The 6,252-nt window shown below is 60.1% G+C and carries 4 protein-coding genes and 2 pseudogenes; all 6 read left to right on the top strand.

Annotation, left to right across the window (positions count from 1 at the left end):
• The first annotated feature begins 148 nt into the window (after nucleotides 1-148).
• Complete coding sequence (locus GOPIP_RS12035) at nucleotides 149-874, top strand: TnsA-like heteromeric transposase endonuclease subunit (protein WP_006369927.1); 726 nt, start codon at nucleotides 149-151, stop codon at nucleotides 872-874.
• Nucleotides 871-2,880 (top strand): TnsB C-terminal domain-containing protein, encoded by a 2,010-nt coding sequence (locus tag GOPIP_RS12040; RefSeq protein WP_079931101.1) that lies wholly within the window; start codon nucleotides 871-873, stop codon nucleotides 2,878-2,880. The genes GOPIP_RS12035 and GOPIP_RS12040 overlap by 4 nt, the downstream gene beginning before the upstream one ends.
• The gene (locus GOPIP_RS12045; protein ID WP_006369929.1) at nucleotides 2,877-3,950 is read left to right on the top strand and encodes an ATP-binding protein; all 1,074 of its coding nucleotides are present in this window, start codon (nucleotides 2,877-2,879) and stop codon (nucleotides 3,948-3,950) included. The genes GOPIP_RS12040 and GOPIP_RS12045 overlap by 4 nt, the downstream gene beginning before the upstream one ends.
• Nucleotides 3,916-4,398: pseudogene (locus tag GOPIP_RS29885) on the top strand (TniQ family protein); the annotation flags it as partial. The gene GOPIP_RS12045 and the pseudogene GOPIP_RS29885, both read left to right, overlap by 35 nt.
• 15 nt (nucleotides 4,399-4,413) lie before the next feature.
• Nucleotides 4,414-5,610: a hypothetical protein gene (locus GOPIP_RS29445; protein WP_006369930.1), complete on the top strand. Its 1,197-nt coding sequence runs from the start codon at nucleotides 4,414-4,416 to the stop codon at nucleotides 5,608-5,610.
• A gap of 296 nt (nucleotides 5,611-5,906) precedes the next feature.
• Nucleotides 5,907-6,252, top strand: a pseudogene (locus GOPIP_RS29450) (hypothetical protein); the annotation flags it as partial.

A 6,252-nucleotide genomic window follows, 5' to 3' on the forward strand; every position in this document is an offset into this window, starting at 1 on the left:
CTCAACTCTGCTGGCAGGAAGTTTGTTCCCGGGGCGGTTTCCGCCGTGGGCGAACGGTGTAGCTTCTCACCGAACGTGTCATTTTCTCATCGGCTTGTCATAGGCGTGTCATCGTTCTCATCGGGCTGTCATGCGGCACGATAGCAAAATGCCTGATCAGATCGGTGCGACCGAGATTCGCTTCGTTACCGAAGCCGGTGACGAGACCATCAGTCAGGTCAGGGATCACTCGATCAGCTCGATGGCCCGAGCCCAGCCAGTGCGCCTGCCACCGTCCCACGCCGGCCAACGCCACTATCCAGGTCTTTTTTGGACCCGTACAACAGCCGACCACGTGGTTTACGAAAGCCTTCTCGAACGCGACCGCATCTTGCTTGCCGACTTCGATCCCGAAGTCGTTTGGATCACGGCGCAACCTTTCTGGATCACCGGCGACGACAGAGGTACCGGCCGACGCCACTGTCCCGATCTCCTACTGACGCGGGCTGATGGGTCATATTTGGTCGTGGACGTCAAGAATCCACGAATCGCGCAGAAAGACGAGGTCAAGGCCGTGTTCACGTGGACCAAGGTGGTGTCCAAGCGCCTCTCCGCCGATTATGAGGTTTGGACCGGCGAGGACTCGGCGTTGATCAACAACATCAGATTCGCTTCTCAGGCTCGCCGCGAGTCGCGCGCGGCCCTGTTCCAGACGGTGCTCGAACGATTTCCAGAGGAGCTCTCAATCGCGCACGCTGAAGCCACACTCGCAGCCGAGCGGATTGCACGGCCTCGACACATCGTCCTCGAGCTTCTGTGGACGGGCACCTTCACGGCCGATCTCACCCGGCCATTCGGCGACAACACCTTGATCCATCGAGCCGAGGCCGTATGAGCAACACTTATCGACTTGCTGTTGGCGATCGGGTGTGGATCGACGGATCCGTGGTCCGCATAGTCGAGATCAGCGACAGTCGGTCGATAGTCGAATCGGATCGCGGCACACGAGCGGTGAGCACTCCACACCTCGTGAGGTCTTCTCAGCCGCTCGACGCACCTCGCAGGCCCTGCGAGACGTCCGGACAACTGCTTTCGAATCTTACGAAGAAACAGCAAGAGACTTACAACGCACGGCTCGCCGTCGTCGAAGCAGTACTGGAGATGCATCACAACAGCGGCGACTCTATCGGTCGCAGCTCCGAAACGGTCGCTCTCGCACACAACATGTCTGACCGCACCGTCAAACGCTGGGTGAAGGCGTATCAAGAGTCAGGACCAGCCGGCCTCGTCGAAGCAAGGAAGCAGCGCTCGCCGATCGACCCACTCTGGCGGGAGGCGTGCCTCGACGTACTCAATCGGTACACACGCGAATCCACACCCAGCAGAAACATAGTAATCGACCAGGCCAACAATCTGCTGACCGAGCGGTGTGGCGCCGATCTGGCGCCCACCCCATCCAATGCGACCGCCTACCGCTGGCTGGACGAGCTCTCCAAGGGTCGCTATTCATTTGGCAGCGGAAAGGCACGGCGAATCGCCGCCGACCGGCCGGAGGCCCCGTATGGCCGTTTGCGCGCCACGCGCCCCGGAGAGTACTTCGTACTCGACACAACGCGCCTCGACGTGTTCGCGATGGAGCCGATCACGCTGCGTTGGGTGCCGGTCGAACTCACTGTGGCGCAAGACCTCTATACACGCTGCATTGTCGGTCTGCGCCTGACCCCGATTTCAACCAAGGCAATCGACGTGGCCAATGTGTTACACCAGTCGGTCACGCCCCAAGAACCGGTCGACGACGGAGCGTGGCCGTTTCACGGCGTGCCTAGTTCGATCGCAATCGAACGCGACGACCCGACCGCAGACGATGCCACTCCGAGCATCCCAGGCTGCCTACCCGAGTCAATCGTTGTTGACCATGGCAAGATCTACCTCTCGCACCATGTCAGATCCGCCTGTGCGCGACTCGGAATCTCGATTCAGCCTGCGATCGTAAAGAAGGCGTCAGACAAGCCAACTGTCGAACGCTTCTTCAAGACCATTCGGCTCGGCCTGCTTCAGCAACTGCCGGGCTACAAGGGACCCGACGTCTATCACCGCGGTGAAGACATTGAGAGTCAAGCGTTCTACTACGTCGCCGAGCTTGAGTCGATAATTCGCGAGTGGACAGCTCGGGTGTACCACCGGTCGAAACACGAAGGCTTGTGTCTCCCTGAGACGCCCGGCCTCGAGCTATCACCGCTCGAAATGTACGAGATCGGCCTGGCTCGCGCCGGTGGACTCACCATCCCGTCCTCACCGGACCTTGCGTACGAGTTTCTCAATGTGGAGTGGCGCACGATCCAGCACTATGGCATAGAAGTGGATGGGCGCCGATACGATGGCGCGGCGCTCAACCCTTACCGGAATAGCAAGTCCAACTTCGGTGGTCCGAAGGCTAGAAAATGGCCAATCCACATAGACAGCGGCGATGTTCGACGCGTGTACTTCCGCGACCCCTCATCTGGCAAATGGTCGCCTCTGGTCTGGGAGCACGCAGGTGGACTCGACCAGCCCTTCTCCTCGGACGCCGCCGACTACACCAAGCTTCTGGCCGTCCGCGAAAACCGGCATGTCGACCCACAGGACGCCGTCCGCAACCTCCTCGATGAGTGGTCCAAAGGCAACACCAAATCCAAGCGCGACCGCGCCCTCGCACGACGCCTGGCCAGCACCCGTTCCACGGCAAGCGATACTGGCGATGGCCAACCTGACGACGAGATTGCATCACTGCCAGGAGTTATCGACCTTCTCGCGAGGAGAGCAGAACGTCGCCCTCCAGGTTGGGATTTGGACGATGACCTCGATGTGTTTGAGAAGTACCAAGGTGCAGACGATTCGAGCTATGAGGTATTCGACGAATGAGTAACCCATGGGCACTATGGCTTCGAAACAATCAACCGCATCGCTACAACCTGGCGTCAAAAGTGGGCTGGCACGACTTCGTGCATTCGCCGCCGCGCGCGAGCCTGGAACTCCTCACGAAGGGACAGATCGCAGCGCTCAGCGACGACGAGCGCGAAGACTACAACGAAGCTCGCTTTGTATGGAATGCCAACCTCCCGACTGTCAAGACAGCTCAACTCACGCACGCCTTCGCTGTCATCGATCAAGTCATGGCGTCCAACCGTCGCGATGGCGACCGCCTCCGCGGATCGGTCGTGATCGACGCCCCGCCAGGTCTCGGTAAGACCACCATCGCCATCCGCTACGCAAGGCAGTTCCATCGAACTGCAATTCGCCGCCTCAGCAGCGAGACCGCCGCAGGCGATCAGCGTATTCCGGTCGCCTTCATCCCGCTCGATGCTGGAATCACCCTCAAGGGCCTGAACAGAAAGATCCTCGCCTTCTATGGCCATCTGGGGGTAGCTGGTGCGAATACTTCTGGTTTGGGTGCGCTCGCGGTCGACTGCGTACGGAGCTGCGAGACTCAGATAATTGTCATCGATGACCTTCACTTCATCGACTTTCGAGACCGTCACGGTCGCGAAGTAAGCAATCATCTGAAGGGCTTGGCCAACGAAATGGCGGTCACGTTCATTTACGTCGGTGTACGCCTCACAGAGAAGAAGTTCTTCGACGAGGGCCTGGGAGGCGATGACGGTGCCGTGTACGCACAGACTGCCCGCCGTGCCACACGTGCACGCGTCGCGCCGTTCAACACCGACTCCGATGCCAGCAACGTCGCCTGGATCTCGCTTCTCAACGCCCTCGAATTGCACCTAATGCTCGCCGCGCAAACGCCTGGGACACTATCCGATTTCGGCAAGGAACTCTTCCGCCGAACGCAAGGGCACATCGGTTCACTGACGAACCTGCTCGATCGGGCCGCCTATCTGGCTATTAAGACGGGCACCGAGCAAATTACTGCGAGCATCCTGGAGGAGGTCGTCGTTGACAATGCCGCTCAGCGGCTCACCACTCCCAAGAGGTGAGAGAACCGACGCGGAGCAACTACCCTCCGCAATTGCGATACCAGACGGGTACAACCCGCGGCGGCTTCCCATACTCGTCGCCCCCAGGGACGATGAGACCGCACCGAGTTGGCTGCGCCGTTTCGGCCACCGCTACGGACTCACCGCACGCGCGCTACTCCGAGAACTCGGGATTCCAACGAGTGCCTGGTCCCCCACACGAGTCTCTGCGCATATCGCTGAGCACAGTGATTTGATTGTGGATACGGTGGGGCTACCGGACGAACGAGCCCGATACCTCCGGGCAGGACTCATATCCGAGGCTGTTTCCGCATTTCGCACGCACTGGGAACGGTACGGTAAGTCTTCGGAATCGATGCCCCTCGACCCTTCCTACTGTCCCGAATGCCTTGCTCAGCAAGGATACTGGAACTCGACATGGTCACTGCCGCTACACCGCGTCTGTGTCGAACATGCGATCTTGATGCCTACCAACTGCCCTCGGTGCGCCGAGACGCCGTGGGCGGGCACGAGTTGGCCCAATAGCACCGACCCCAACTGGGCCTGTCCGCAGCGCGACAATCGCCCCCGAACACCAAGAACTCGACACGCATACTGCGGCCACGACTTGCGCGACGTCGAGTTCCGTAGGGTTGCCCCCGAGATCGTTGAAGCTCAGGTTTGGATTCTCGAACTCGCACGCGGTGCATCAGAGCCTTCGACGAACAGCTTTGGCGGTCAGCGGTTCAGTACACGCGAATACTTCGACGCGGCTCTGACGCTGGGCAAGCCCATTATGAGCTGTCAAGCAGCAAGCGACCCTGACGCCGCGTGCCTCGAGCAACTCCTCAAGGTAAAGTCCATCCTCTGCGAGGAGGACGTTCATGCGGCTCATTCGCTCGCCGTAGAGCAGAGCGTCCTTACTCCAGGAACCTGGCTTCTCAGGGACGGCCGAGATTTGCCCCGTAGTCGGACGAATGCGGTTATCGGCCACCTCGCCATCACCCCGCTCGCCGAAAAGCTATCGCCGACGGCACAACTGACGTTTCGAGTTGCTAGTGGGTGTGCCCGTTATCCGACGGCCCACGAGATCCCGGGCAACCACATTCCTCTCTCGTCGATACCTCAAGTTCACTGGACGGGATTCCGCGACTACACGACTGCGAAGGATCGCGCCGTCCTTTCCATGCTCCTTGCACGGTCTGGGACCGCGAGACCTTGGGGCCATATCGCTTTCGCGCTAGGACTGCCTCACGAATTCTCGCGCTACCCACCACTACTCATCCGCCAGATCAAGCGCAGCGGCGATTGGACCGACACCCTGGATCAGATCGAGAACCAGACCCGGGAACTGCTCACCGGCCCGCCTCCTATCGATTACCACCGCCGGCGGCTTCAACTTGCCAATCCAGATCTCACGATCTCCATTGCGAGAATTCTTAGCACGAGCCGCACGTTCAGAGCAGTGACTCCACACGCGCTAGCCGTCGCGATTTGGGAGGTCTACACCGGCGGGGCCGCCGAGTTCGCGACAGAATCGCTCTACTCTGAGGATTCCAACGACGGCGATCTCAGCTCGGCGCGCAACCTGGTACGCGAGCAGTGGTCCACAATCCGATCAAACAGCCTGTTGCCTGACCTGGGATTCGGCGAGGAGCCACTTGAATGGCGCCCACCTTGAAGGAGCTACGTGCAGACAGGACACTCCGGCAACAGATCTGACTCGCGCTCGTCAGTGGCTTCGAGAATGCCCTCACTCTACCGCGGAACGCTTGAGGCGGATCAGCACATGTGCCGCGCAGATGTCTACGAGGCGAATGAGTCATACCGACGCCACGGGCTCAAAGGAGTCGGGCAACTCAACTCACTGATGGAAATCCTCCTGCAGCACACCTTCAACGCCGCAAGTCCACGCTATACACCGTGGGAAATTGATCGAGAACCACCAGGGCGTGCAATCTCCCTGCCGCCGACGGCATGGCCGCCGAGTTCGGAACCGACCCTTGCGACACGCTACCCGGATGGTCCGACGAACTGGTAGTCGAACGCCTCGGTCTTGATCGGGCATCGCCCGCAGGGTCGCGCGAGGTGTGGGCATTCGTCGGCGTCGCTTGCAACAATGCCCATGTGAAGTTCCGTCGCCGCAACCTCGAAGCTCTTGGAAACCTCGTCGTGGGCAACCTCGGACGCGACGATGCCCAGAACGTCGACGAAGTTCGGTACTTCCCGTATCGCTCCAGCATGTACATCACTGAGTTCTTTCAAGAGTTGGAGACGGAGTACCAGCACGACGGCTCCACCCGCCACCGGTGGGTTGCCGACG

The sequence above is a fragment of the Gordonia polyisoprenivorans NBRC 16320 = JCM 10675 genome, from assembly GCF_000241325.1.
Classification (GTDB): domain Bacteria; phylum Actinomycetota; class Actinomycetes; order Mycobacteriales; family Mycobacteriaceae; genus Gordonia; species Gordonia polyisoprenivorans.

Bases quoted from the DNA above. Each gene is read 5' to 3' on its own strand.
- GOPIP_RS12035 (WP_006369927.1), top strand. From the start codon at position 149: ATGCCTGATCAGATCGGTGCGACCGAGATTCGCTTCGTTACCGAAGCC.
- GOPIP_RS12040 (WP_079931101.1), top strand. From the start codon at position 871: ATGAGCAACACTTATCGACTTGCTGTTGGCGATCGGGTGTGGATCGAC.
- GOPIP_RS12045 (WP_006369929.1), top strand. From the start codon at position 2,877: ATGAGTAACCCATGGGCACTATGGCTTCGAAACAATCAACCGCATCGC.
- GOPIP_RS29445 (WP_006369930.1), top strand. From the start codon at position 4,414: ATGCCTACCAACTGCCCTCGGTGCGCCGAGACGCCGTGGGCGGGCACG.